General features: G+C 37.3%; 24 protein-coding genes and 1 pseudogene. 12 read left to right on the forward strand and 13 right to left on the reverse strand.

All coding sequences use genetic code 11. The annotated features are described in order from the left end of the window. Positions 1-7: 7 nt before the first annotated feature. The 9 genes from G6Q48_RS09695 to G6Q48_RS09735 all read right to left on the reverse strand — a co-directional run bounded on the left by G6Q48_RS09695 (position 8) and on the right by G6Q48_RS09735 (position 10,167). A complete protein-coding gene (locus G6Q48_RS09695) occupies positions 8-940 on the reverse strand; it encodes a FliM/FliN family flagellar motor switch protein (RefSeq protein ID WP_166266098.1) in 933 nt (310 codons plus the stop codon). A gap of 2 nt (positions 941-942) precedes the next feature. Beyond that, positions 943-2,292 (reverse strand): SpaN/EivJ family type III secretion system needle length determinant, encoded by a 1,350-nt coding sequence (locus G6Q48_RS09700; RefSeq protein WP_166266101.1) that lies wholly within the window; start codon positions 2,290-2,292, stop codon positions 943-945. After that, complete coding sequence (locus tag G6Q48_RS09705) at positions 2,264-2,719, reverse strand: hypothetical protein (RefSeq protein WP_102138759.1); 456 nt, start codon at positions 2,717-2,719, stop codon at positions 2,264-2,266. Before G6Q48_RS09705 ends, G6Q48_RS09700 begins: the two co-directional genes overlap by 29 nt. After that, entirely contained in the window at positions 2,719-4,011 is a 1,293-nt protein-coding gene (gene sctN / locus G6Q48_RS09710) for a type III secretion system ATPase SctN (RefSeq protein ID WP_102138758.1), read from the reverse strand. The genes G6Q48_RS09705 and sctN overlap by 1 nt, the downstream gene beginning before the upstream one ends. A gap of 6 nt (positions 4,012-4,017) precedes the next feature. After that, positions 4,018-4,422 carry a type III secretion system protein gene (locus tag G6Q48_RS09715; RefSeq protein ID WP_102138757.1) on the reverse strand — a complete coding sequence of 135 codons (405 nt, stop codon included), beginning with the start codon at positions 4,420-4,422 and terminating at the stop codon, positions 4,018-4,020. A gap of 97 nt (positions 4,423-4,519) precedes the next feature. Further along, complete coding sequence (locus tag G6Q48_RS09720) at positions 4,520-6,586, reverse strand: EscV/YscV/HrcV family type III secretion system export apparatus protein (protein ID WP_166266104.1); 2,067 nt, start codon at positions 6,584-6,586, stop codon at positions 4,520-4,522. An 80-nt stretch (positions 6,587-6,666) separates the two neighbouring features. Further along, positions 6,667-7,704, reverse strand: a complete 1,038-nt coding sequence (sctW, locus tag G6Q48_RS09725; protein WP_166266107.1) for a type III secretion system gatekeeper subunit SctW — start codon at positions 7,702-7,704, stop codon at positions 6,667-6,669. Beyond that, positions 7,695-9,398: a type III secretion system outer membrane ring subunit SctC gene (gene sctC / locus G6Q48_RS09730; protein ID WP_166266110.1), complete on the reverse strand. Its 1,704-nt coding sequence runs from the start codon at positions 9,396-9,398 to the stop codon at positions 7,695-7,697. The genes sctW and sctC overlap by 10 nt, the downstream gene beginning before the upstream one ends. Then, complete coding sequence (locus G6Q48_RS09735; RefSeq protein ID WP_166266113.1) at positions 9,388-10,167, reverse strand: helix-turn-helix domain-containing protein; 780 nt, start codon at positions 10,165-10,167, stop codon at positions 9,388-9,390. Before G6Q48_RS09735 ends, sctC begins: the two co-directional genes overlap by 11 nt. Before the next feature lie 225 nt (positions 10,168-10,392). Between G6Q48_RS09735 and G6Q48_RS09740 the strand changes: the two genes are divergently transcribed. The 9 genes from G6Q48_RS09740 (at position 10,393) to G6Q48_RS22785 (ending at position 15,910) form a co-directional block, all read left to right on the forward strand. After that, positions 10,393-11,601 carry a PrgH/EprH family type III secretion apparatus protein gene (locus tag G6Q48_RS09740; protein WP_166266116.1) on the forward strand — a complete coding sequence of 403 codons (1,209 nt, stop codon included), beginning with the start codon at positions 10,393-10,395 and terminating at the stop codon, positions 11,599-11,601. Between the two features lie 49 nt (positions 11,602-11,650). Further along, complete coding sequence (locus tag G6Q48_RS09745; RefSeq protein ID WP_166266119.1) at positions 11,651-11,956, forward strand: EscF/YscF/HrpA family type III secretion system needle major subunit; 306 nt, start codon at positions 11,651-11,653, stop codon at positions 11,954-11,956. 52 nt (positions 11,957-12,008) lie between these two features. Beyond that, positions 12,009-12,305 carry a type III secretion system inner rod subunit SctI gene (gene sctI / locus G6Q48_RS09750; protein WP_102138750.1) on the forward strand — a complete coding sequence of 99 codons (297 nt, stop codon included), beginning with the start codon at positions 12,009-12,011 and terminating at the stop codon, positions 12,303-12,305. Positions 12,306-12,308: 3 nt separating this feature from the next. Then, complete coding sequence (gene sctJ / locus G6Q48_RS09755; protein WP_166266122.1) at positions 12,309-13,058, forward strand: type III secretion system inner membrane ring lipoprotein SctJ; 750 nt, start codon at positions 12,309-12,311, stop codon at positions 13,056-13,058. Then, positions 13,042-13,599, forward strand: a complete 558-nt coding sequence (locus G6Q48_RS09760) for a hypothetical protein (protein WP_102138748.1) — start codon at positions 13,042-13,044, stop codon at positions 13,597-13,599. Before sctJ ends, G6Q48_RS09760 begins: the two co-directional genes overlap by 17 nt. Continuing rightward, positions 13,571-14,221 (forward strand): hypothetical protein, encoded by a 651-nt coding sequence (locus tag G6Q48_RS09765; protein ID WP_166266125.1) that lies wholly within the window; start codon positions 13,571-13,573, stop codon positions 14,219-14,221. The genes G6Q48_RS09760 and G6Q48_RS09765 overlap by 29 nt, the downstream gene beginning before the upstream one ends. Next, a complete protein-coding gene (locus G6Q48_RS09770) occupies positions 14,211-14,690 on the forward strand; it encodes a hypothetical protein (protein ID WP_102138746.1) in 480 nt (159 codons plus the stop codon). Before G6Q48_RS09765 ends, G6Q48_RS09770 begins: the two co-directional genes overlap by 11 nt. 318 nt (positions 14,691-15,008) lie before the next feature. Further along, on the forward strand, positions 15,009-15,437 hold the full coding sequence (locus G6Q48_RS09775; RefSeq protein WP_166266229.1) for a winged helix-turn-helix domain-containing protein: 429 nt from the start codon (positions 15,009-15,011) through the stop codon (positions 15,435-15,437). Between the two features lie 26 nt (positions 15,438-15,463). Then, entirely contained in the window at positions 15,464-15,910 is a 447-nt protein-coding gene (locus tag G6Q48_RS22785) for a YbaY family lipoprotein (RefSeq protein WP_102138745.1), read from the forward strand. A gap of 16 nt (positions 15,911-15,926) precedes the next feature. On the opposite strand, the gene G6Q48_RS09785 is transcribed toward G6Q48_RS22785, so the two are convergent. After that, a complete protein-coding gene (locus tag G6Q48_RS09785) occupies positions 15,927-16,388 on the reverse strand; it encodes a MarR family winged helix-turn-helix transcriptional regulator (protein WP_166266128.1) in 462 nt (153 codons plus the stop codon). Positions 16,389-16,496: 108 nt separating this feature from the next. Between G6Q48_RS09785 and G6Q48_RS09790 the strand changes: the two genes are divergently transcribed. Beyond that, positions 16,497-18,320, forward strand: coding sequence for an FUSC family protein (locus G6Q48_RS09790; RefSeq protein WP_166266131.1), 1,824 nt, complete (start codon positions 16,497-16,499; stop codon positions 18,318-18,320). Between the two features lie 44 nt (positions 18,321-18,364). Here G6Q48_RS09790 and norR read toward each other — a convergent pair whose 3' ends face one another. Next, positions 18,365-19,879, reverse strand: a complete 1,515-nt coding sequence (gene norR / locus G6Q48_RS09795) for a nitric oxide reductase transcriptional regulator NorR (RefSeq protein ID WP_102138742.1) — start codon at positions 19,877-19,879, stop codon at positions 18,365-18,367. Between the two features lie 180 nt (positions 19,880-20,059). Between norR and norV the strand changes: the two are divergent. Together norV and ytfE are read left to right on the forward strand one after the other, a co-directional pair. Next, positions 20,060-21,256, forward strand: a pseudogene (gene norV / locus G6Q48_RS09800) (anaerobic nitric oxide reductase flavorubredoxin); the annotation flags it as partial. Between the two features lie 59 nt (positions 21,257-21,315). Further along, positions 21,316-21,978, forward strand: coding sequence for an iron-sulfur cluster repair protein YtfE (ytfE, locus tag G6Q48_RS09805; protein WP_102138741.1), 663 nt, complete (start codon positions 21,316-21,318; stop codon positions 21,976-21,978). A 70-nt stretch (positions 21,979-22,048) separates the two neighbouring features. On the opposite strand, the gene G6Q48_RS09810 is transcribed toward ytfE, so the two are convergent. Then, complete coding sequence (locus G6Q48_RS09810) at positions 22,049-23,419, reverse strand: class-II fumarase/aspartase family protein (protein ID WP_102138740.1); 1,371 nt, start codon at positions 23,417-23,419, stop codon at positions 22,049-22,051. 14 nt (positions 23,420-23,433) lie between these two features. Continuing rightward, positions 23,434-24,990: a PTS transporter subunit EIIC gene (locus G6Q48_RS09815; RefSeq protein ID WP_102138739.1), complete on the reverse strand. Its 1,557-nt coding sequence runs from the start codon at positions 24,988-24,990 to the stop codon at positions 23,434-23,436. Between the last annotated feature and the right edge of the window lie 51 nt (positions 24,991-25,041).

The raw sequence follows: 25,041 nt of genomic DNA on the forward strand, positions 1-25,041 counted from the left end.
TGGCATATTAAACTCTTTTATCTCCCAAGCTTACAATATGCGTGATTTCTAAACCTAACTCATCACTATTGCCAATATAAATAAGCTCGCCTTCCGCAATCAGTTGTTTATTAGCATAGACTTTAACTTCACGCTCTTTATTCTCACCAATAGAATAAATATAACCAGGCTCCATTTTTGAAAGCTCATCGACAGTAATATCACTATGGCCTAAAACAAAGGTTAATTTGATATTCATTTCTTTTACATTAAAGGGACGTACAATTTCTTGCACTCCATCTTCTTCAGAAAATACTAACTCTTCTTCATCTTCTGGTGCCATCAATTCTTCAATCATAAATAGTCCTTCTTCTTGCTTTTGAAATTGTGCTAGTACCTGCCCTGTAACAGACATATTTAACTGTAATTGTTGGATACTCAACACATCACGTAATTCTATGGTTTGTAAAAGTTTGGCGCTGATATAGCTATATCCTAATATCCAATCAGCTTGCAGTTTTAAATGACCAAATATCTGATTGGTTCGCTGCTTTTTTTCGAGCCCTTCAATTGGCTCTGCTAATAATACTTCTCCAAGATTCGCTTCTTTCGCAATTAACCAAGGCTGATAGTTGATGCGTATATCATCAACTATCTCGACAGATTCACAACGGAAATACTGGGAGAAAAATGTCATTCCAATATATTCAGAAGCAAACAGTTCACATAACTGATTTGTTGATAATGAATTCCATGCATAATGAACCAATTTAGGCCAACGATATTGACACCAACTTTCAACAGCAACTAATGCATTTATTTTTTGTGTTTCACTTACTAGCGATAGTTGGAAATAACGAATACTGCGGTTAGCTTGTTTTATTTGTACATTAACTGGGTAACATTGCTGCCAAATTTTAAGTTGTTTTTCTTGAGAGCTGATCCGTCGAATCTTCAACATAATTAATCTTCTTCTTGCGGTTGGTCATGCTGCTGTCGGTTTCGATGCTGCTGGCGCTCATCTTCACGTTGAATATGCACACTAGTTTCATGGTTCAATAAATGCTTATTTTCATTCAATGCCAATTGAACTTCTTGACTCGCTGTCGAGGCAACGAACTCCCCTTTAGATGCTAATTCAAATGTCACTGATGGGCTACTTTGCCACTGGTTAAAGGTGTAAGTGAGACTACGGGATACCGCTTTCAGCTGTTTGCTTTCGCCTAAAAGTGGATTATTTTCTATCAGCTCTGGTATTCGGTGCACCTCTTGCTTCGGCTGTGTAGCTTGTACTGGCTCAGACGAGGACATCGCCCCATTAAAAACCGTTGCCATAAAATTGGTAGGCGACTCCATCTCTTCTACAGATGTAGTTTGTGGAGAAACCATCGTATCTTGCGTTGTGTCAGAGAAGTTATTTGTCGCGTTTTCAGGTAATGAAACCCGTTTCTTATCATATGAAGAAGAGGTTTCCGATGATGCAACTGGCTGTATAACTAGCTTATTTTCTGTAAAAGGCTGTTCGTCAATATGAGGATGGCTAGCAGGTTCAATTGCATGTTTAATATGCTCTTGCCCGGTTTTAATCTGCGGTTTTAACTCTTTTGATGTTGGCTCTAAAGCACTCTTAGATGCTAACTCCGCCAACGAATTTTCCATATTGAGCTGGATCTCATCACTTAATTGAAATTTACTTTTTCCGTATTGACCTGAATGGTCGTTAGCCTTCCCCTTTTCTCGCTGCTGAATGTCCTGTAATGGAAAGGCAACCATCATAGTGTTAAATAACGGAGTCTCATCTTCATCGACAATATTTTGTTCAACTGGAATAGTCGACGTCACCGACAGGTTATTATCAATGTCTGATTTATTTAATATATCGATAAGATCAACGGCAGGTGTGCTAGTAATGTGACTAATATTTTCACTATTATCCTCCGTAAATACATAGTGACTGATTAGTGACTCAACTCCTTTAGTGTTGAATTCTTTATTTTGACCTGCTGTCTGGATGCCTTCATCAATATATGTGCTCTCTTTATATGTAATAATCCCCTTAGCTAAATTACTTAATTGCGATGTTTGTTGCATAGAAGGAGGGGCTACAGTTAAGAACGGAGATACATCCTTTTGCTGATTCTTCTTTTTATGTTCGAAGAGCGCCAACATATTTTTGTCGTTCACTGCTTTTGTCATTTTTTTAGCTATGTTGTTATGGCTAAATTCAGTGGTGCTATATATTGATGATATGCCATTTTCTTCGGCCACCACACGATGTGTATTTTCATATGAGCTCGCTTTTGTTACTGACATGTACGAATAATTCCTCAATTTCATTTTGTTGCTGAAGCTCTGATTTTAACCTTCTTGCTATACGTTGTTGCTTGAGATAATTTCGGAATTTCTCGCACTTATTACGTAAAATAAAAACACGTTTAGCAATTTCAGACTGCAATATTTTATTTTTTGATATTTCGACTGATAGGGTTTCTATTTGAAATTCAAATTGGGCAATTTCCGCTAAAACCACCGCCTTCAATCGCTGCCTTTCCCAAAAAGCGGCTCGACTTAATTCTTCTGATTTTTCATAAGATGCGGCCTGTATAGCCAAAACTGAAATACGCTGGCGAATATCCATACATTGTTGTTGCTGTTGCTTTATTATTGAATTTAATTGCGATTGTTCTTGTAATGTCCGGTCAAAACGTCGCTCAGTTAAAACCAATAAATTAGAGATCATTAAGATGCCAATTCATTGAGAATACTTAACATGTTGTCGAAATTCATCGGCTCATCCATGGCTTGTTTTAAGAAGCCTTCAATTTGCTCTTTTTTATCTAAAGCTCGGTCATTTTCATGGCTTTCACCACGTTGATATTCCCCTAGCTCAAGATAAAGCTGAATTTGTTCAAGCCTTGAGATCATGTCACGCAAATCAATTGCACACCGGCGATGCTCTGGAGTCGTCACCTTTTGGAATACGCGGCTAATACTGTGTAAGATATCAATCGCAGGATAATGCCCACGTCCTGCCAATTTGTGGCTCAAATAAATATGACCATCCAGAATTGAGCGAATTTCATCACCTATCGGGTCAGCTTCTTCTTCGCTTTCTAATAACACCGTATAAAAAGCAGTAATCGAGCCATGCTTTAGTTGCCCTGGTCGCTCCAATAACATAGGAAGCTGTTCAAAAACAGACGCAGGATAACCACGCCTAGCGGGTAGTTCTCCGGTAGCCAAAGCCACGTCACGCAACGCTCGCGCATATCGAGTCATTGAATCGACGTATAACAATACATTACGGCCGCTATCACGAAAATATTCAGCAATCGTAGTCGCAAGCAACGCGGCATTACATCGCTCAATCGGTGGGCTGTCTGAAGTTGCATAAATTAAAATTGTCTGTCCTGCATGGGGTGACTCCTTTAACTCTTCAATAAATTCAATAACTTCCCTACCTCGCTCACCAATTAAAGCAACGACATGGATATCTGCATGAGCATGGTTGATGATCATGTTCATTAATGAGGTTTTACCGCTACCTGCGGCGGCAAAAATACCAATACGCTGGCCTAAGCCACATGTCAGTAGGCTATCAATCGCACGTACCCCTGTGACCATCGGCTCAGAAACAGGTCGTCTCTGTGTCACGCTCACAGGCGGACTATCAATGCGTAGTAATTTTGTATTCAGCAACATTGGCTCAGAAATGTCTTCACACAACGCACCAACCTGCTCTCCTGCCGCATTAAAAATTTTACCCGCTAAATGTTCACCCACTTCAAATACGAATGGGTAACCGCTCGGACGAATAACCACTTCTCGCGTTAAACCTTGTGCGCGACCGATTAAACTCAGTACTGTGAGCCCCTCTTTAAAACCAACAACCTGCGCTCTCGCAATAATATCGGGCTGCGTAAGAGAACGCTCAATAAAACAAATTTCACCGATAAAAACACCCTGTAAAGGCGCTTCAATTAGGCATCCATGAATGCGCGCAGGATGCGCGCAGAAATCGAATAACTTCATAATGGATTACGATAGCTGAGCACTAAGCTCATTTGCACGCTCAAAGAATTCTTCAAAACTATCTGCAAATAATTGTATATTATTTAAGGCTGATTCTTTTAAAACCGCAGAAAGAACATAAGCATCATTCACAATGTTCAATGCAGGTTGGCCTGGATAAAAATTATTTGGTGGGTATTCTAATAATGATTTTAATAAGAAGGAGCTAGTTGCATCTAAATGGCTATAGTTACAGTTTCCTAAACTACACCAAATAATAATATCGTCTGTAGATAGGTCAATATTAATTTCAGCAAAACCATTCATTTCAAACTGAATGTTAGAATGACAATCTAACTGAGAGTTAACTAGGTCGCTACGTCCCATAGTGTTTAAAAATTCATTAAGCATTTCTATAAATCTATATTTCATTGGGTGATCCTTATATTTTTAATATATTTTAATTATTCAATATCTTTAGTTATATTGAATTCAGTTGCTTTATTTGTTAATAACGTCAATTTTTTGATTATATGGTTTTAACCACATTGACCTTGACCATCTCAGAAACTTCATTAAAAGAAAGTACTTCTAACTCAGGAAAACGACCTTCTAAGATTTTTTTGACAAAACGACGAATGTCAACAGGCACTAAAATATTTACATCTCTGACTGATAGGTAACTGTTTTCTAAAGCGAGTTCCGCAGCTTGTATCAACTCATTGGTTTTTTCAGGCTCAAGATGTAAATACATGCCACCTGAAGCCTGCCTGATCCCTTGACGTATCGTGTCTTCTAGCTGTGAGTTAATCATGAGGACATTCAATCGCCCATCTACAGAAAAACGAGATGAAATATAACGCGCCATTGAACTTCTTACATGTTCGACTAACATCAAACTATCTTTTTCTTTTGGTACCCACTGCACTAAGGTTTCAATAATCAATTTCATATTACGAACTGATATTTTTTCCATTAATAAGCGTTGAAAAACTTCGGTGACTTTTTGTACCGTAGCATGGCGATAACACTCTTTTAGTAATTCAGGGTATTTTCTCTCAAGGTCATCAAGTAAATTTTTCGTTTCTTGAATACCAAAAAATTCATTAATAAATCTCAACAGCAAGGTACTGACACAATCAATAGCCTCTGTTACGTCATCACGAGCCATTAAACCGAGCTGTTCAATATTCGTGAGGTCTTTTTGTTCAAACCACGTGCTCACTGAGCCATATTCATCCGTAAACTTTGTCAATGTCATACCAAGATATTCAGGTTCATCATTGATAGTCAATAAACGATATCCATGAAAATAGATATCATATTCTCCTGCTTTGATTTCATTAATTAGTATCACTATTTTATTTTCAGGGATTATTGGTGAGTAATTAACAGCAATATCCGGTATCCTATATCCATAACGAATAAAAATATCTTTTTTCATTCTGGATAGAAATTTATTTTGCTCTAAATGTTGTTTATATTTTTGATTAACCGAAATAATAATTGGTAATGTTTCTGGAATATATTCATCTTCAATATCACTATTTTCTCTTTGAGTTTCACCTTCCGTCACATCTGGATTAATGATTTCAGCTTCACCCTTAACTGTTTTTTGCTTATCTTTTTGCTTTTTAAAATATCTGAAAGCAAATAACCCAATAAGAAGCCCTGATAACAGTAAAAATATAATGGTTGGGAAACCTGGTAAAAACCCCATGGAAAGTACAATAAGTGCTGTAATTAAAATCGTAAAGTCATTCGCAAATAGCTCCGAAACAATATTTTCACCTAAGTTCTTATCATTACCCCCCACTCGAGTGACAATAAAACCCGCACTGATAGAAATAAGTAGTGCAGGTATTTGTGCGACTAAACCATCACCAATCGTTAACAACGAAAAAGTATTCAGAGCAGTTGAAACATCCATTCCCTGCTGAGCTGTACCAACAGATATCCCACCAATTAAATTAACAAAAATGATGATAATACCCGCGATCGCATCCCCTTTAATGAATTTCATCGCACCATCGAAAGAACCAAATAGCTGGCTCTCTTTTTCGAGATCGCCTCGCTTCTCTTTAACTCCCGCCTCATCAATCATACCCGCCCGTAGGTCGGCATCAATACTCATTTGCTTTCCAGGCATTGCATCAAGGGAAAAGCGTGCAGCGACTTCAGCAATACGTTCAGACCCTTTAGTAATAACAATGAACTGTACAATGGTGACAATCGCAAATACCACCATACCAACGACTAAATTATCTTGAATAACAAATTCACCAAACGTTGCGATAATATCCCCAGCATCGGCTTCTAATAAAATTAAGCGGCTAGTACTAATTGATAAAGCAAGTCGAAATAGCGTACTAATAAGTAAAATAGATGGAAACGACTGAAAATTTAGGATCCGAGTGATATAAAAAGAACTCATAAAAATCAGTACTGAGATCATAATATTTAAGCCGATCAATAAATCGACCAATATTGTGGGTAATGGAATAATCAACATCGCAATAACCATAACCATGATGATTAATACCATTAGCTCTGGACGATTACGGACTTGTAATAAAAATCCGGTTATATTTTTCATGGAGTAATTTTCCTGTCGCACTATGGCTGTCGGTGTAGTATTTGCTCTTGCACCATAATTTGGTCCATGAGTATTTTTAATTATTCGATACATTGCTCTCTTGCTTCCATTGACCTAAATACAGTCGTAGGAATAACTGTAAAAGCCAGCAATAAGAGTTGTAAAAATCTGCCGCGCATATCTGAAGTCATGACTTTTAGCTCCTCAGAAATAAAAGTTATGACTGCTGTTTCAAAACCAACTTGGCTACGAATACCATGGGTAAATAATTGACTCAGCTCTTTTGCAAGTTTTGATTTATTTGAGTTTTCATTGAGCCGAAAAAAGCCGGATTGAAAGAATTGCTGGCAGAACACATAATCTAATGATTGCAGTTCTCGTAATCGGCCTATGCGATTAAAAAAAACACTAAATGCACTAATATTTAAATCACCCAAAGGTAACGTTTGTAAATCACAAGCAAGGGCACGACCAAGGTAACGCATTATATTTTCACGCTCTTGGATATCCATTTCTTCTACCCATTGTTCATATAAATAAACAACCGGCCCGTCATAACTGATAAATTCACGATATACCGTACGTAAATCACCAGAACTTAACTTAAATTTCTTAGCAAATGCTTTTGCGATTAACGCAATATTAATACCAGCTTGAGCACTCCGTTTAGTGTCTTCTGCCTGTAGTAATTCCACTAAAGCTTCAAGGTTATCAATTTGTTCTTTTTTTAATTTTTTCCGATTGATTAATGCGGCAAGAAGCATTAACAGGTCACTCGGGTCAGTAAAAAATTGTAGTAAAAATGCTCGTAACTGTTTTGGGGTCATTAACTGTTTATTAAGTAACCCTTCTATATGCAATACTTTGTCATCCGCATCTTTATCTAAGATGCGTTCAGAAAATTGCATCCACTCTTCTTCACTGCCCTTTTTAGAACTTCCTCGACGCACATGGCTTGCAGCCAACATCGACATTGATGCATATTCACTAGAGCTATCAATAACACCCGCACCACGAGCTACTTCATCAGAGTCATCATTACTACTCACTGGTGTACGACTTTTGTTTTGAGTATTAACTGAAAAACGGTTATTAAAACTCAGTGGGGTTATTGCCATGACTCACTCATGTATTGTTGAAGGAATTGAACAGTACCGTGCAGCTGACTATCATGGTTGCTGATCCGCGTCTTTTCGGAAAATTGTCGCCCATCCCATCCTTCATTTTCATCCAATAAACGCGGTTGGATTAGAAATAAACGAACCATCTTCTGCTGATTAGTTGATGAATGGGTAAATAATCCTCCCACATAAGGAAGATCGCTTAAAAAAGGAATTTTGCTTTCATTTTCAACATATTGTTCACGTGTATAACCGCCAATAAGCAAACTACTGTCTTTCGCAATACGCGCAACTGTGTTAATGCTAGTTCGATTAACGGCAGGTAACCCTTCTACGCTGGATGTTTTACCCATGCTGTCGCGATTTTCTGCGCCATCTTCAATATTGACTTCCATTTCAACGTTATTACCCGCAGAAATACGTGGCATCACACTCACCATGGTGCCATAAGTGACTTGTTCAAGAGTCGCAATGCGTTCACCTTGTAATTTGGCGTAAAAACTGGTGTTGTTATCAAATAAAGCGGGAATATTTTCTTGGGTTAATAGCACTGGACGAGAAACAATGTGTCCGTTACCTGTCTTATTTAATGCATCAATCTGTAATAGGAATTGCTGGCTGTTCGATAATGTACTGCGATTAAATGATACTGACCCCGTTCCCGTATTAAATGTGCCAACTTCCCAATTCACACCTAAATTATCTAATTCAGATCGCGTAATATCAATAATCCATAATGACAGCTCCACTTGGCGGCGACGCATATCCAATGTATTCACCAGCTGTCGAACATAACGAATTTGTTCTTGGCTTCCTTTAACAATCAAACTATTACTGTCAGGATGTGCCACCAGAGAAAATGCACTATTAGTGGACCTTTTCGTTACCAACTGGGACTTATTCGCAGAAGGTAGTGAGTCACCAATTGGCGCGTCCATCAATTCATCAATTGAATCGCCTGTTGAGTTAATAGCTACCGATGGAGGCTGGATAGTTAACGTTTCATCAATTGCGGCCCCATTTTTAAATAAGTTATTAATCACATTCAGCAAGCCGGGGATCGTAATATTTTGTCCACGTAATGAATAACTTCTATCAGTTACGGAGGCGTGCTTTAGTGGAATAACCGCAACTTCACCACTAGACAATTCCTCTTTCCTAATTTGTTCCGCAAGGTATAAAGAAGCCGCTTTAATTAATTCAATATACAGAGGTGGTCCAGAAACAAATAATAACCTTTCTCCTTCTTGTGAACGTACAGGAAAACGTGAGTCATAAATGCCGTTTCGTTGAATATAATTAAGCAGCTGATTGCTGCTAACATTATTCGTTGGAATAATCGCGCTACGCATTTCGCTATTATCGTAGACATAGATACTAGCACCATCGTCATACCACACTAGCGCAATTCTCCGAGCTAACGCTTTAAACATTTCATCTGCATTAGCCAAATTAAAATTACCCGTTACTTTTTTTTGAGAAGCTAATTTACTAAGAATAATCGGTTTATTTAAACGCTCAGCGACTGCATCAAACACCTTACCTACCGCAATGTTATTTGCGACAAATGTATCGTGATTTCTTGACTGCGTGACTGGCTCAGCCACAATAACTTCTGCTTGTGCCGAATAGTAATTCATACTCAGTAAAAAGAGTGTTAACCCTAACACTCGATTTTTTTTACTGCTCATATAATGTTGCTCCAATGTGCCTAATTTCTGATGGAGTTAGACCTAACTCTTTTTTAATATCATTAGTAAAATGAGATGCTGAGCAATAACCAGCTTCCAGCCCTACATCTAATATTGAGTCATCACTTTCTATTAGCTGTAGAATTGCATTAGCCATACGAACACTCATAATTTTTCGCTTTGCCGTTTTATTAAAGTTTTCTCGATAAAGCTGCCTAAAATAAGAGGCTGATATACCATAACGCACACATAACTGATTAATATTGGCATTCTTGTCATCTTGAGCAGAAGTAAGAAGAAATCGCATCATGCCATAGGCTTCATATCGTCTTAATATTTCACACCAATTATCAAATACAGGATGATTTCTAATAATCAAATCAATAACTATATTTTTAATCGAGATATTTAATGAAAAATCTTCAGGTAATACAATAAATTCGTTTTGGCAACTTTCATCCGTTTTTAGTTTCTCTTTTTTAGAGAGAAATGCTTGCCCTGTCGCTGTGTCAATAATTGCTAAAATTTCAACTAATTCTGACAAATCCATTTTGTACACATACCAATGTGATTTATCTATTGACTCCCACTCATTCTCTTGGCAGATAAATATAGACTGATTTTCGATTGAAATATTTAAATTTGAATATAGAGATTTATAAAAAAAAGGCGTTGCATTCTTATTGGGTATAGCCAAGACCAATTTATCCTGCAAAGAAAAGCAACAGCCTCTACTTTCTAATAATGTAGCAATATCTTTGTTTAACATTATATAGGCCTTATTAACGTAATTTTGTGTACACAGAATGAGCGATAAATAAGAATACCTCAAGGGAATACTCTGGAATCCTTCATACTTTTCATTTCAAATTAAAGGTGTGAATGAATAAGAACAATTCAACTGACAAAATAAATATTTCTTGTTTTACTTGCGGCCAATAACGACCCAATAAATCCATAACTAGAATGAAATTAATTCCATGAGATTATTTTTATGAGTGATACAAATAGCCAAACATGCATAATAAAGATTGCTAGTGGCCCTATGACTGGCCAAGAATTAATGGTTAATACAGATAACAATCTTATTATCATTGGTGACGGCTTAGAATACAAAACTGACATCAATGATGATGGATTTACAACTTACCAAATCCCTAGCGATGGTATTGCTTGTGAATTTTCAATTATTACAGCGAATCAACATACTGAAAGTGGTATGGCAATTCGGCTAAATGATAATGGGTTAAGTACTGAAATCCCTATCATTCTTCAGCAATTACTTTTGGCTGATATATTTCCTATTGCAATAAAAATGCAAGATACCGATTGGCAAAGCCCCCAAACGCTTGAAGACGTATTAATCTCGGAAGTGAAAGATCCATTACCTATCATCGAATCTAAAATAAAAAAATCGACCAAGGAAAAACAAAGTTTTTTTAATAAACAAACGATGTTGGTCTTTTTCTTTACTTTATTTTCAATATTTATTGCTTACGTTACTTTCCAATATATTCCTACCCAAAGTGCTGAGAAAAAAGTAAAAGCATTAGAATACATACTTCAAGGTAGCCATTATCCTATTACTGTAACTCAAAGTGTAAATAACGAAAGCCTCATTGTAGTCAAAACACAAAGAGATGCTGATTGGAGTATGCAACGCCTAGTCAAAGCTAAATACAATGAAAAATTCTCAATTAAAATAATAAATAAACTCGAAAAAGAAATTGAAAACAAAATCATTGAAGTATTTCCAGACACATTAAAAATAGATCTTAGCAATCCCTGCAACCCTAAAATAACCACTATAGCTAATAATATATCAACTGATACAGAGGAGAAAATAGACAAACTATTATCTAGCTACTTCCACTGCTACATTAAAAGTGAAATAAAACAGGTTATTTTTGGTGAATTATTACAAAAAGCAGAGTTGGGATTAACAGAAAGTAATGTTCAATGGCGTAAAATTACTAAAGATAATAAAGTTATCTTTATAATAAAAGACAGTTTAGATGACAACCAAACTGCCTCGCTGATTAACTTTACGAATTCATTTTATAAACAATGGGGAGAAAACCATATCCAATTCTCCATTTCCCTTGCAAATAATACTCTTGTGGGAAAATCATTTGTCACCAATGCCAATGGTTATATTTTACTAGGAAACAATCATTGGTTTTTAAATTCAATCAGTTTTTAACTTAACAAAATATTAATTAGTATAACTTTACAGATAAAGAGGAAACAAAATGGCAGATATAATTCCAGGCTTAGATAATGGCCGTTGGGCAAGCTCCAATTTAGAAATCGAAGGAAAAGATAAAAATGGCTTGGGTATGATCTATCGTACCTCAGCGAGTATTAGTGATAAAGCTAAACAGTTCGGAGATGAATTGAACACAATCCTTTCCTCGACAAGTTTAGAAGTCGATAACCCATTAGTATTGGCAAAAATCACCGCCATGAGTGGTAACTATAATATGGCACGCCAATTACAGAGTAACTTTATGAAATCAATTAAAGATACTGACCAAGCCATTATTCGTAACGTTTAATTTTTAAGAGCATTATTTAATATAATGCTCTGTTTTATTTAGGAAATAATTTATGTTAGCTATTACACCACATTTACTGCTTACCACCCCAACAGAAACAACATCCGTTCTCCCATCATCTCTTCCGATTGAAGACAAAGTCAAAAAGCTATTTGCTGAATACACCGCAACCGCCAGCCAAGAAAAAAAAGCATTAACTGAGAGTGTAAATAATATTGACCCAAGTAACCCTGCCGAATTACTACAATTTCAAAATCGTGTCGGTAATTACAGCCTGACGATGAACATGATTAGTACACTGACGCATAAAAGTGTCTCTGCGATTGATACAGTCTTAAAAGCCCAATAAACCATGAATATTTTAAAGAAATTTATCTTGATTGGGTTTATTAGCTTCTTAGTAGGTTGTGATAACCAGTTATTACTCAGTCAGTTAAGCCAACGACAAAGTAACGAAGTATTAGCCATACTACAAGAGCATGGTGTTGAGGCTACGCGTAAACAAGATAATAAAAGTGGGGATTCCATTCGCGTTCAACCTAGTGATTTTGTTATTGCAGTAGATTTACTGCGCCAATATAACTTACCATCAAAAGAACCAATAGAAATCATTCAAGCATTCCCCGGTGATTCTTTGGTGGCATCGCCACAAGCAGAACGTACTCGTTTACTTTCTTTAATTGAACAACGCCTTGAGCAATCACTGCTCACCATTCCCGATATTATTAATGCTCGAGTTCATGTCAGTTATCCATTGAATGGTAATAATCCGACCAAGCAAATACAAAATGTATCTAGCTTGGTTACCTATTCTGGAAGTGAAGATCCTCAGATGATGATGCATAAAATTAAACTGTTTCTAACAAACAGTTTTGCTGAAGCAAATTACGATAATGTCTCCGTTGTCGTCGTCAACCGGCCACCATTGCAATATCAAATTAAATCAGAACCGGAATATACTTTTAATCCAATCATAATCAGCTCAATTATCGCTGCGATTATCATTCTGTTGACTATTTTACTATTACTGTGGCGCCAGCTAAGTAACAAAAAACCGGCAACTAATCTAGTGGAGAAACCTGCTGATGACAGCGCTGAATAACCTACTCATTGCACAAGGAAACATTTTCCTCGCCCCAGGCTGCTATTTCCATAGCGAATTTAATGGGGTCGGATATAACGACTTTCCTCCTTTACTGCAACGTAAACATAACCAGCAATTGATTCTGCAATACTCATTGCCTTTACCCAATGAGAAAACCCCCTTATTACCCAAAATATTATCTGAACATTGGGCTTTACTACCGGAGGTGGCGTTAGGCTTAGGGGTTCTGTTACACGCCGAACCTCTCCCTTGGTGGGTTGAACTTTCCAAATACCGTGTATTACATACACGATTAAGTCGCCCACTTTGGCAGTCAGAAAATCAACCCACGACTTCACCACAGGTATTAACGGCCCTTGGAGCACAACAATTATTGATGTGTTTAGCCCCCTTTGGCGCCGCTTACACTCTTCGAGCTAAATATATGTTTAGCCTTGAAACTCAGCAACTTATACCTTCATCGGTAAAAACGATGCTACCTTGGAATACTATTGAAGAAACATGTCGATATGTCAGAGAAAACACCCCCAAATGTTAAACAGACGATGTCTGAGAAAGTCTTGATCAAATACCAAGCATTGAGTGCCGATAGATACCACAAAACTATCACTCAATATGCTCAAAAAAAGGCAAGTGAACATTACCAACAAGCAGAACAACAGCAAGAAGCGCTCTACCAGACGGCTTATCAACAAGGCTATAACGACGGTATCAAACAATTATTAACGGATTTTATTAATGCGATAGAGACCAGTGAAATTAAGTACCAAGAAAATACTAGTCAAAGCAAAGAGCAGCTGATGAAAATATTGAATGATATTTTTGGTGATAACCATCTACAAGAGGCGGTTGCAGCTTATTTTAAAAAGCAATACGCAAAAATAGCCAATACTACATTACACCTACCTGCAAAAATGCAAGCTCGTATTGCCAAAAGTGGTTCTGATATGAAAATTTCAACCACTGCTGATAACACAATTGCCTTAGAGGTTGATAATAAAATTACCTATTTCTCCCCTATTACTGCCTCTAAAAATATTATTCCTCATGTATTTTCTGTTCCAACACAATGCAACATTTTAAAAATGCATAGAAAGGCCTATCAAAACTTGGTAGCAACAATAAATTCAATACAGGAAGAACACAAAGATGCTGACTGATCTACAAGCTAAGGTTATCACTCCTCAACACAATGAATCTCAAATTCATCCTGAGAATACTCAAAGTAAAATGAATTCATTATGGCAAGGAAAAAACATGGAACGCCAAAACACGTATCAATCCAGTGAAAAAATAGATCTATCCCCTAAAGAAATAAATAAAATTAACAAATTTATTGATGAGCTTAAATCAAAAGGGGATGACAAAATATTTTTTTCTCATGTATTTAAGACTATGATTACATTGGGTAAAGATGAAAAACAAAACTTTATTGCGGGTGTTAGCCAAACATTACAGTCATCAAGTGATCCTGAACTCTCCTCACTGAATAAAAAATTTAAGCGCTCACTCAACCATTATATGTCTATCAGTTTGATGAGTATTCCTCTTAACAACCAAATTCGTCATAATATGACTAATATTAGTTTAGAAGGGAATGATGATGAGGAAGACGAATTACTAATCTGATAATCAGCTCCCCTACCATTCTCATCTTACATTTATTATCCCTCGACTAATATTTATAGGTTTAGTGTATTTTATTAATATTCTAAGCCTATTTATTTGGTAAAAATAAGAAAATATAAAAAATACAAATAAAAATTGATATATACAACCTCCGAATATAGTTTAAATTCACCTCATCAAAACATATGAGTCCAATATCAAAAAACGATTTTATTTTTTAAATATCTTATCCAGCTTCGCTTTTTGTATTGACATATATTTCATCGATAATCAGGATAGATATAAATTATGACCGATTTATCAACAGTACAAAATTTTATGAATAATATTGACTATAATGAAAAGGAATCAATGATCCTCTTATCTGGGAATGTCGTATATGACCCACTGAAACGAACTCTCTCTCGTGAAAAAAATGTCGTTAACCTTTCCGAAAATGAATCATGCCTACTTAAATTATTATTAATAAAAACAAATAGCAAAAGAGAAGTCATGTATGAAATCTGGGAAAAAAGAGGCACGATCGTGACTGAAAGTAGTTATTACAAGCTTGTCAGGCAACTGCGACAATCCTTTAAAAAAGTCGACCTTGATGAAAATTTAATTATGACTTTACCTCGTATTGGTATTTTATACACCGGAGAAAAATCAGAAATGCCGATACTCTCTAAATATGACACAAAAAAAAATATTTATTCCTATATACGATATTTCCTTCAAAAAATGTTTATTCGTTCATCACTATAATTAAATTTTGCTAAAGAGAAATTTTAATGTTAAATATTAACTCCGTTCTATCAAAAAAACATTTTTTTTCATTATTCATAATTTTTATGACCTTCATGCTATCTGCTTGCAGTAATACTTTAATGAATTACTTTACTCATACCCCCACTTACCATATCAGTGGTAATATTTATTCACACTCTTACGATATTCCTGAAAATGCTATAGTTACGCTGTCATTGACCTCAATACAACAAAATGAAAACAGTGCAAAGTCTAATCTGGATTACAGTTTCAAAACACAAAGCACAGGACGTAGTATCGCATTTACAGTCACTCTTCCTGAAGAATTTCAATCCAAACGATATACCTTAGGAATGAGTGCACGAATTGAAAAAGATGGTGAATTAATCATGATGAGTAATAAACTCAGCCCCATACCTGAGAATTTATCTGAAGTAGTATTACTTCCTGTATCCACGATTCAGCCATAACGTTGGTTACTCAACCTCACTCAGTTGGTTCTTCTAATAAACGCGGAAAATCTGCCACTGAGCTTTCAATGGCTCGCTTTGCCAAACTGTCTAATGCGTTAAATAACTGCTCAGCCTCCAGCTCTGGCAAGTCTGCTGATAAATAATCATTCCACTTATCTAGTTTACAATTTAGCTCATTCACAATCGTTCTGCCGAGGGGGGTCAACGAAACATGATAAACCCGTTTATCGACTAAGCTATTCGTTTTAGCAACCCACTCCTTAGCTAAAAATTTGCTCACACCTCGAGTTGTTACTGATTTATCCACAACCATCGCTTTGGTGATTTGCTCTAGGGTTGATGCATCATTTTGATGAATATGTAAAATCATCAAACACTCAATTGCATTGATACCGTAAGGCTCTCCCATCCATTTCATATAATGGTGAGCTGCCCGGCTAATCACCCCAAATACTCGAGCCTGTTCTGTACGCATAACGCCTCTTTAGTTGATTTTATCAACCAATTAGTGAATAATCACACTGACTTTAGTTGATTTTATCAACTAAATACCTTTTTAACACGCCAAATTCACTCATATTCTATGTCACAAATAATAAGTTTACTGAATTTCTTGGGATTTAACCCAGCACGCTTTCGCTTTGCTGCTATTACTGCTTGTGCATCAATTGCCGCGTTGTTTATCGCGCAATACTTAGAGTTGGTTCATCCTCAATGGGCAGCCATGACTGTCTGGGCTTCTGCCCAACCTTGGCGTGAAAATTTACTGGAAAAAAGTTGGTGGCGTTTTGCAGGAACGGTCTTTGGTGTACTTGCCGGCGTCGTTTTGATTCAACTTCACCTTATTCACCCATTACTATTTATTATAGGGCTCGCGAGTTGGTTAGGTATTTGCAGTGGTATTGGCCAATTACAAAAGGGCTTTGTCGCTTATGGCACTTTTCTAGCGGGTTACTCCGCTGTGATGGTGAGTATGTTGAGCGTTCACATTACTGACAATTTATTTATGGTCGCTTGGGATCGGCTATGGACGATTTTGGTTGGCGTTCTCTCAGCCGTGATTTTCAATTTTCTTTTTACGCCTAAGCGTGAGCAAGATAATGTCATTACTCTTAAAAATCAAACCAATACGCTCTTCTTCCAAATATTACATGACTCACTCGAGAAAAAGCGCCCAATTAAGCAACACGAGATCGACCACCTTTGGCAAACCATGGCAAGCTATGAAGAAATTTTAGAAACTCACCGTATTGGTTGGCGTTATCATCGTAAACAAGTCGCTAAAGCGCGTCAAAAACTCATGTTTCAGAGCCAAATATTATTACACTTAGATAAATACCAACCTATTGCTCCTTTCTATTTTCCTGCGCAAGAGCCAACAGATACTCAATGGAAACACATTTTGTCATTGTGCCCTAATGGGGTACTTAAAATGCTGTTAGTCCCGCTTTACTATGCTACTTTTGGTAAATCAATCAAGAAGATAAATAAAACCGACAAATTAAAACTCCATCAAGATAAAATTTCAGCGTGGCATGCCTTCTCTCGTTCTTTTATGGCTATCGCTGTAGTTGGCTTGTTATGGCTATGGACGCAGTGGCAAGTATTGGCTTATCTTACTCTCGGTCTTTCGGTAATGTTGGCTCTATTCGCCTCCCTCGATTACCCCGCTAAATTCATGAAAAATATTTTCACAGGCCAATTGTTTGGTGCTATTGCTGCGTTAATCTGTACATGGTACTTATGGCCTTTTGCCTCTTCATCATGGCAGATGACCTTTTTCATTGTTCCAGTGATTATTAGCGGTGTTGTTATTTTTTCCTATAACCGCCTAATTTTAATTGCTTTTGACTATATTATGGTTTCTTTAATTTTACTCCAACCAAGCTATCCTTTTTCTCTGTCACTCCCTCAAAGTATAGGTAATGCCATTGCAATAGTTTCAGGCCCATTAGTTGCAATGGCTGCTTTCGCGTGGATTTATCCAACCAACCCAACCAAACGTTACCAGCAATTAATTTATCTATCTGAGCAGCAATTTAAATTAGGGGTAACGGCTTTAATTCAAGGAAATAAACCTTCCACAACGCAATTTATGCACCGTTTATTTAGTGGATTATTGCTAGCAAAAAAAACAAATCTCCCTCACTCGCCTATATTTGATTTTTTTATAACTCGACAAAGTATTTGGTTGTATCTACTTATTTTGCACAAGCAATTTGCACACCACGCATCAAAGAAAAGAGCCCTTATTGCGCTTGAAAAACGTATTCAACAAAACCACGTTGATTTAAAGAAAATCTCTATATTATTTCGGCATTTACAGCGTAACGAAAATAATAATAAGGAACTTGAACAGCTTAAGAAATATGTAAAACTCTATATGGAAAAGAAACATTGCCAATAAGATAAGTATTCATGAGTACTCCTGATAAAACAGGTATTAATGTTTTATTTCAGACCTAACCGTTTAGCTAGTCGATGTAAGTTAGCAATATCTAAAGATAATTCTCTGGCACACGCAGACCAATTATGGTGGCTTTTTTCCAGTACCTGTGTAATAAGCGTACGCTGAAAGTCATCCGTTGCTTCACGTAAGTTTTTAGTTAGCGATACGGCTTTTTGTGACGCTTCCGTTAATTCATGTTCATTATCATCAAAAATAAAATATTGAGGCTGTAAGATAATTTCACCCGTATCACTTGAAGCACGAGCAAGAACAATGGCACGATGAATCGCATGCTCCAATTCACGCACATTGCCTGGCCATGAATAGTTGAGTAAGTACCGTTGTAATGATGAATTCAGTACCACACGGGATAAACTAAAACGCTGACGATATTGCTCACAAAAATACCCCGCTAATAAAATAATATCGTCTCCGCGCTCCTTTAATGGAGGAACAAATAGAGGAAATACGCTTAAACGATGAAATAAATCGGCCCTAAACCGACCTTCTAACACTTCTTCGCGTAGATCACGGTTAGTTGCCGCTAACACACGGACATTAACACGTAAACTACGGTCATCACCGACTCGTTGAATATCACCATATTGCAATACTCGCAGTAATTTTGCCTGTAACGCTAATGAGAGCTCACCGATTTCATCTAAAAATAAGGTACCATTATCCGCCATTTCAAATTTACCACTACGGTGGCTAATTGCCCCAGTGAAAGCACCTTTAACATGGCCAAATAATTCACTTTCCGCCACACTTTCAGGTAATGCCGCGCAGTTTAAATAAATAAGAGGGTGAGCCGCTCGAAGGGATTTCTCATGGATAGATTTAACAACTAACTCTTTTCCTGTTCCCGTTTCCCCGCCAACCAGAACATTTAATTCTGACGCTGCAACAATATCAATTTCCTTTTTTAATTGCTGCATACGAAGAGATAAACCAATAATTTCAGTTTCTCCTGAAGGTTTAAATAGTACGGGGTTATTCGGCAATATATTTTGGTTTTCAAGCTGTTCAATAAGCAATGCATTATTTAATGCACCTGCGGCTAATGCGGCAATTAATCTAAGTGACTCATCACTAAATGCATCAAATTGATCAGGCTCCATGCCATCTAATGTTAATGCGCCGATAAGATTTTGCCCCGCATATAAGGGTAAGCCGACACAAGCATGAACTTTTAGGTGCTGATGATGAGGAATTAACCCATCATATGGGTCAGGGAGCTGGCTATCAGCGGGAAAACGCACAACATCACCGGCTCTTGCAATGGCCTCTAGCCGGGGGTGCCCCGCCAAAGAGAAGCGGCGACCTAAAACATCAGCCATTAATCCGTCTATTGCTAAAGGAATAAATTGGCCTGATTCATAGCGTAATAACGCACAAGCATCGCACCCCAATGATTGCCTTAGCGTGGTAATCAAACGCTGAAAACGATCTGAATGCCCCATACCATCTTGTAATTCTATTGCAATCTTTGCTAGTGCCTCAACAGAAAAGCCCATGCCCATTCCTCATAGTCAATTTGACAACAATTATAGTCTTAATGACCATGATTAACATAGTCATTATGACCATAGATTATAATGATTTATTTTAATTTAATTAAAAATCAATATATTAAATATTGGCATGAATATTGATTATGTCTTCTTATACTTTAAAAAATACAGGACAAAATTAATATGGCGATTCATGTAAAAAATAACATTCATTGGGTGGGGCAACGTGATTGGGAAGTACGTGATTTTCATGGAACAGAATATAAAACGTTAAAGGGAAGTAGCTATAATAGCTATTTAATCCGTGAAGAAAAAAATGTCCTCATTGATACTGTCGATCATAAATTTAGCCGTGAGTTTGTTGAAAATTTACGCTCACAGATTGATTTAAGTGATATTGACTACATCGTTATTAACCATGCTGAAGAAGATCACGCTGGCGCATTAACTGAATTAATGCGCTTTATTCCGAATACCCCAATCTATTGCACCGCCAATGCCATTGACTCAATTAATGGTCACCACCACCATCCTGAATGGAATTTCAAGATCGTTAAAACAGGGGATACACTCGATATAGGTAATAATAAGCAATTGATCTTCATTGAAACGCCAATGCTACATTGGCCTGATAGCATGATGACTTATCTTACTGAAGATGCAGTACTTTTCAGTAATGATGCTTTCGGGCAGCACTATTGTGATGAGCGATTATTTAATGATGAAGTCGACCAAAATGAGTTATTCGAACAATGCCAACGATATTACGCGAATATTCTTACCCCATTTAGCCGCTTAGTAACTCCAAAAATAAATGAAATTTTAGGCTTTAACCTACCCGTCGATATGATAGCGACATCTCACGGAGTTGTATGGCGTGATAATCCAAATCAAATCATTGAATTGTATTTGAAATGGGCAGCAGATTACCAAGAAGATCGCATCACTATTTTCTACGATACCATGTCAAATAATACCCGTTTAATGGCAGATGCGATCGCTCAAGGCATCAATGAAGCCGACCCTAATGTCGCAGTTAAAATATTTAACGTTGCACGCAGTGATAAAAACGACATTATTACTCATGTTTTTCGCTCCAAAGCGGCTTTGGTCGGTACCTCAACCATGAATAATGTCATGATGCCCAAAATAGCAGGTATGCTTGAAGAAATTACAGGCTTACGTTTTTTAAATAAAAAAGCCGCTGCTTTCGGAAGTTTTGGTTGGAATGGTGGCGCCGTTGACCGTGTTCAAACACGTTTGATGGATGCCGGTTTTGATACCGCATTATCTTTAAAAGCAAAATGGAAGCCTGATTCAAAAACATTGGATGACTGCCGTGAATATGGGCGCAATATTGCTCGTCAATGGGCGCTATCTGCATAAATTTATTTAGAAAAAAGCGTCAGAATTTTATGATTTTTTAGAGGATAACTCATATGCAATTTAGAGATAAAACACTTGGGCAACTCGCATTATCTATTCCTAGAGCCTCATCGTTGTTCCGTCAATATAATATGGATTACTGCTGCGGTGGAAAACAAACACTCAGCCGAAGTGCAGAAAAATTAAACTTAGACATTGACCAGCTAGAAAGTCAATTACTTGAGTTATCAACAGAAACCTTAGAGAAAGATTGGCGAGAAGCGCCACTCAGTGACATTATTGATTTCATTATTGTTCGTTATCATGATAGGCACAGAGAGCAATTACCTGAACTTATTCTACAAGCACAAAAGGTTGAACGAGTTCATGCAAACAAACCAACCGTACCAACAGGGCTATCAAAATACTTAGAAGCATTACTGGAAGAATTGACTAGCCATATGATGAAAGAAGAACGTGTTTTGTTTCCTATGATAAAAAACGGAATGGGCAAAAACGCAGCCGGCCCAATCAGCGTTATGGAACAAGAACACGATGATGCAGGTGATATATTAGAGGCAATTAAAGGTATTACCAATAATGTTACACCGCCACCAGAAGCCTGCACCACCTGGCGTGTACTATATAATGGTATCAATGAATTGATTGATGATTTGATGAATCACATTAACCTAGAAAATAATTTATTATTCCCAAGAGCACTCGCTGGCAAATAAATAAACAAGGGGCTATCTATATAATAGACTGCCCCTTGTTTTAAACATTTTTAATAGATACTAAAAATACCTATTTGTACTGTTGTTTAATTTCTTGTGCCGTGGTTAGTCCACGTTTTGCTTCTTTTTCTGCAATTTCAACGGATAGCCCGATATAAGATCTCGGGTCAAGCATTGCCTTAATTTCTTCATGGCTGAATGCCGCTGATATCACACTGTTTTTGGTTAAATTAGTATAGAAATCTTCCCCATCCGCAGCCGTTTTAATGGCTTCTTCATACAGGAGGGAATGCGCTTTATCTTTACCCAATTTTTCCGCCATCTTCATCATGACATACTCGGTATTATCTAACCCTTTGTTTCTCAATACATTATGAAGCATTCTCTCTTCATGTGGCACAATCGTCCTCGAAAGCTCCTCGGTTCTTAATAAAATTTCCGTGGTCAATTCCAAAGCTTCTTCGATTAACCCATCAAATAACATATAAGAACTGCTATCACCTTCATAAGGCCTTACAGCGGAATACATACCAACACTCGGTAAGGAATATAATTTCTGCGAGTTAGCAATAATTCCTTTAGCCAATTTTGGATTTATTTTATGGGGCATAGTGCTACTACCCACAGTTCCTTTGGTAAATCCTTCAGAGACCTCTGCAATTTCTTCTAACGTTGTGCTATAGACTTCTTCACCAATTTTATGACAAATATTCGCCATCAACGCTAAATTTGCCATATATTCAAGCTTATGTGTGCTCAAGTTTCTGGATGGCACTTCCATGGCTTCCATCCCAACCAGTTCAGCGACACGTTTTTGTACTGCCATACCAACACCAGGCATTGAGTTAAATGCACCAACTGCACCACCCATCATGATAGTGAAAACGCGTTTTTCACACTCTTTCATGCGTTGATAGCAATCAATGAAATCGCTGATCCACACCGAAACTTTATAGCCGTAGGTGATAGGGATGGCATGACGTCCATGAGTTCTTCCCGGCATCACCATATGTTTAGTTCTTTCGGCTAAACCTGCTAAGTTTTCGATGATTTCACCCAGTAACAACATAAATTTATGGTGTACAGTTTTCATCATATAGAGCTGTGAACTTTGCTGAATATTTTGCGTGGTAATTCCATAATGGATATATTTACCGCTTTCTTCAGAACACGCATTCACTAAAACTTTCAAGAAAGGTACAAAGCCATGGCCTATTTTTTGGTAAATACGGCTCATTTCTTCAAAATCGATATTTTCGATTACGGCCTTTTCTTTAATTTCATCTGCCGCTGATTGAGGAATAAATCCCAGTTCCGCTTGAGCTTGAGCCAACATGGATTCAAACATTAACCAAGTAGAATATTTTGCCTCATCAGACAATAAGTTTTTAATTCCACGGTCATCAATAGTTTTACTTTTAGAATCGTATAATGCTCTCATTTCGTATCCCTTCTTTATTTCTTCATAGCTTCATCAACAGCATTGCGAACGAACTCAACCTTCGGTCCATATACAACATGGACGTGGTTTGCCGATGGAAAGAAGAATGCGGTACATCCTGATTCCAACATTAAATCTTTATCAATTTGGTTCACTTCTCCGACATCAATACGCATACGGGTAATACAGTTATCTACGTTACGAATGTTTTGTTTGCCGCCTAACGCTTGGACTAAAATTTCTGCGATTTCACCATAACGTTTTTCTTTAATTAAGGTATTTTTCAGATTGCTCGATTCTTCGCGACCTGGTGTTTTTATATCAAACTTAATAATGGCCCAGTAGAAAATAAAGTAAGTGACGACAGCTAAACAGCTACCGATAATAACCAAGAAGATCCAGTTAGTATTTTCGTACAGTAAACCAAAAATAGTGAAATCAAATACGGTTCCACGAATATAACCAATACCGACCTCAGCTAAAGAAAGTAATACCGCACCGATACCAACAATAATGGCGTAAATTAAGTACAGTAATGGCGCAATAAATACGAAGGTAAACTCGAGTGGCTCCGTGACGTTACCAAGCATGGCTGTTAATACCATGGTAACCAGCATGGATTTCACTTCTGCGCGGTTTTCTTTCTTCGATGTTTTATAAATAGCAAGGGCAATTGCAGGGAATAGGAATAGTGTGACTAACATTTGTTGCTGTGCCATAAAGCGAGTCAAACTTGGCATCATCGCCCAATATTCACTATCCGGGCCTTGGTTAAATAGCACCTCAGTTAATGCAGGAACAACACCAACAAAGGTTTGTCCGTCAATAACATAAGTACCACCCGCTTCAGTAAATCTAAATAAAACGTTCCATACATGGTGTAAACCAAATGGAATAAATAAACGTTCACCACCTGCGGTAAAAAATGGCCCTACAGGACTTAAAAATACTGAAGAGAGTTTCATTAAACCTTGGACCAATACTTCCCAAATAAATGGTAATAACGCCCCCACCCCAATCATTAATCCTATCATTATAATAGAAACGGATTTTTTCCCGGAAAAGAAAGCAAATGCGGTAGGTAGTTCAAGGTTATAAAACTTATCCGTCGCCCAGGCCGCAATCAAACCGGTAATAATTCCCCCTGCGGCACTGATGTTTAAGGTTTGTATACCAAGAACTTTAATTTGCCCCACTTGGCCCATCATTGCAGGGTCTGCAAGCTTACCAGTAAGCACTAACCAAATGTTCATGGTGATGATCAGCGATAAATAGCCGACAACCGACGCGAAGACGGCAATCCCCTTATCTCGATGACTCATACCATAGGCCACCCCCATTGCAAACAGCAAGGGAATATTATCGAAAATTACACCTGCAATTGAACGAATGCTGACAAGTAATGCGTTAACCGTTTCATTACCGAGAAAAGGAAAACGTGCAATCATATAAGTTTGCACTAACGCACCACTGATACCCAATATCATACCTATCGGTGCTAATACACCGATAGGAAGGAGTAATGTTCTCCCAAAGCGTTGAATTGATTCACCAAACTTTCTTCTGGCCATACTATTTCCTTATGACTTCTATTATTAGAATTAAGGGCATACTAGCTTGGG

The organism is Providencia sp. M-27, from assembly GCF_011077905.1.
GTDB lineage: Bacteria > Pseudomonadota > Gammaproteobacteria > Enterobacterales > Enterobacteriaceae > Providencia > Providencia huaxiensis.

Coding starts and splice junctions, on each gene's coding strand:
- G6Q48_RS09695 (WP_166266098.1), bottom strand. CDS start 940: ATGTTGAAGATTCGACGGATCAGCTCTCAAGAAAAACAACTTAAAATT.
- G6Q48_RS09700 (WP_166266101.1), bottom strand. CDS start 2,292: ATGTCAGTAACAAAAGCGAGCTCATATGAAAATACACATCGTGTGGTG.
- G6Q48_RS09705 (WP_102138759.1), bottom strand. CDS start 2,719: ATGATCTCTAATTTATTGGTTTTAACTGAGCGACGTTTTGACCGGACA.
- sctN (WP_102138758.1), bottom strand. CDS start 4,011: ATGAAGTTATTCGATTTCTGCGCGCATCCTGCGCGCATTCATGGATGC.
- G6Q48_RS09715 (WP_102138757.1), bottom strand. CDS start 4,422: ATGAAATATAGATTTATAGAAATGCTTAATGAATTTTTAAACACTATG.
- G6Q48_RS09720 (WP_166266104.1), bottom strand. CDS start 6,586: ATGAAAAATATAACCGGATTTTTATTACAAGTCCGTAATCGTCCAGAG.
- sctW (WP_166266107.1), bottom strand. CDS start 7,704: ATGGCAATAACCCCACTGAGTTTTAATAACCGTTTTTCAGTTAATACT.
- sctC (WP_166266110.1), bottom strand. CDS start 9,398: ATGAGCAGTAAAAAAAATCGAGTGTTAGGGTTAACACTCTTTTTACTG.
- G6Q48_RS09735 (WP_166266113.1), bottom strand. CDS start 10,167: ATGTTAAACAAAGATATTGCTACATTATTAGAAAGTAGAGGCTGTTGC.
- G6Q48_RS09740 (WP_166266116.1), top strand. CDS start 10,393: ATGAGTGATACAAATAGCCAAACATGCATAATAAAGATTGCTAGTGGC.
- G6Q48_RS09745 (WP_166266119.1), top strand. CDS start 11,651: ATGGCAGATATAATTCCAGGCTTAGATAATGGCCGTTGGGCAAGCTCC.
- sctI (WP_102138750.1), top strand. CDS start 12,009: ATGTTAGCTATTACACCACATTTACTGCTTACCACCCCAACAGAAACA.
- sctJ (WP_166266122.1), top strand. CDS start 12,309: ATGAATATTTTAAAGAAATTTATCTTGATTGGGTTTATTAGCTTCTTA.
- G6Q48_RS09760 (WP_102138748.1), top strand. CDS start 13,042: ATGACAGCGCTGAATAACCTACTCATTGCACAAGGAAACATTTTCCTC.
- G6Q48_RS09765 (WP_166266125.1), top strand. CDS start 13,571: ATGTCAGAGAAAACACCCCCAAATGTTAAACAGACGATGTCTGAGAAA.
- G6Q48_RS09770 (WP_102138746.1), top strand. CDS start 14,211: ATGCTGACTGATCTACAAGCTAAGGTTATCACTCCTCAACACAATGAA.
- G6Q48_RS09775 (WP_166266229.1), top strand. CDS start 15,009: ATGAATAATATTGACTATAATGAAAAGGAATCAATGATCCTCTTATCT.
- G6Q48_RS22785 (WP_102138745.1), top strand. CDS start 15,464: ATGTTAAATATTAACTCCGTTCTATCAAAAAAACATTTTTTTTCATTA.
- G6Q48_RS09785 (WP_166266128.1), bottom strand. CDS start 16,388: ATGCGTACAGAACAGGCTCGAGTATTTGGGGTGATTAGCCGGGCAGCT.
- G6Q48_RS09790 (WP_166266131.1), top strand. CDS start 16,497: ATGTCACAAATAATAAGTTTACTGAATTTCTTGGGATTTAACCCAGCA.
- norR (WP_102138742.1), bottom strand. CDS start 19,879: ATGGGCTTTTCTGTTGAGGCACTAGCAAAGATTGCAATAGAATTACAA.
- ytfE (WP_102138741.1), top strand. CDS start 21,316: ATGCAATTTAGAGATAAAACACTTGGGCAACTCGCATTATCTATTCCT.
- G6Q48_RS09810 (WP_102138740.1), bottom strand. CDS start 23,419: ATGAGAGCATTATACGATTCTAAAAGTAAAACTATTGATGACCGTGGA.
- G6Q48_RS09815 (WP_102138739.1), bottom strand. CDS start 24,990: ATGGCCAGAAGAAAGTTTGGTGAATCAATTCAACGCTTTGGGAGAACA.